This window comes from Candidatus Spechtbacterales bacterium, assembly GCA_040879145.1.
Taxonomy (GTDB): Bacteria; Patescibacteriota; Minisyncoccia; order Spechtbacterales; family 2-12-FULL-38-22; genus JAWVZY01.
In genome coordinates, this window is the sequence record JBBDKX010000004.1 from 47,222 (window position 1) to 47,551 (window position 330).

Sequence of the window (330 nt, forward strand, 5' to 3'; positions counted from 1 at the left end):
TCGATGTTCTATAAAATTTTGCCAGGATAGCTCAGTTGGTAGAGCAACGCACTCGTAACGCGTAGGTCGTGGGTTCGAATCCCGCTCCTGGCTCCAGCAAAATTTTAGAACATCGGGATAAGCGTAGGTCGTGGGTTCAAATCCCGCTCCTGGCTCCAGCAAAATTTTAGAACATCGGGATAAGCGTAGGTCTAAGCCCCCTAATTAACAACTGAAATTCATTTAGCGGAGTGAATATTTTCCATAGCCTAGGCCTGAAGAGTGAAATGCACAGGTGTGCATGAGCGATGAAAACAAAGGATATGGAAAATATACACCCGCCCTTCGGGA

Annotated in this window: 1 tRNA gene; it reads left to right on the forward strand. The window is 46.4% G+C overall.

What is annotated here, in order from left to right:
• The first annotated feature begins 20 nt into the window (after positions 1-20).
• Positions 21-96: transfer RNA gene (locus WDZ40_00640), tRNA-Thr, on the forward strand.
• Positions 97-330 lie beyond the last annotated feature (234 nt).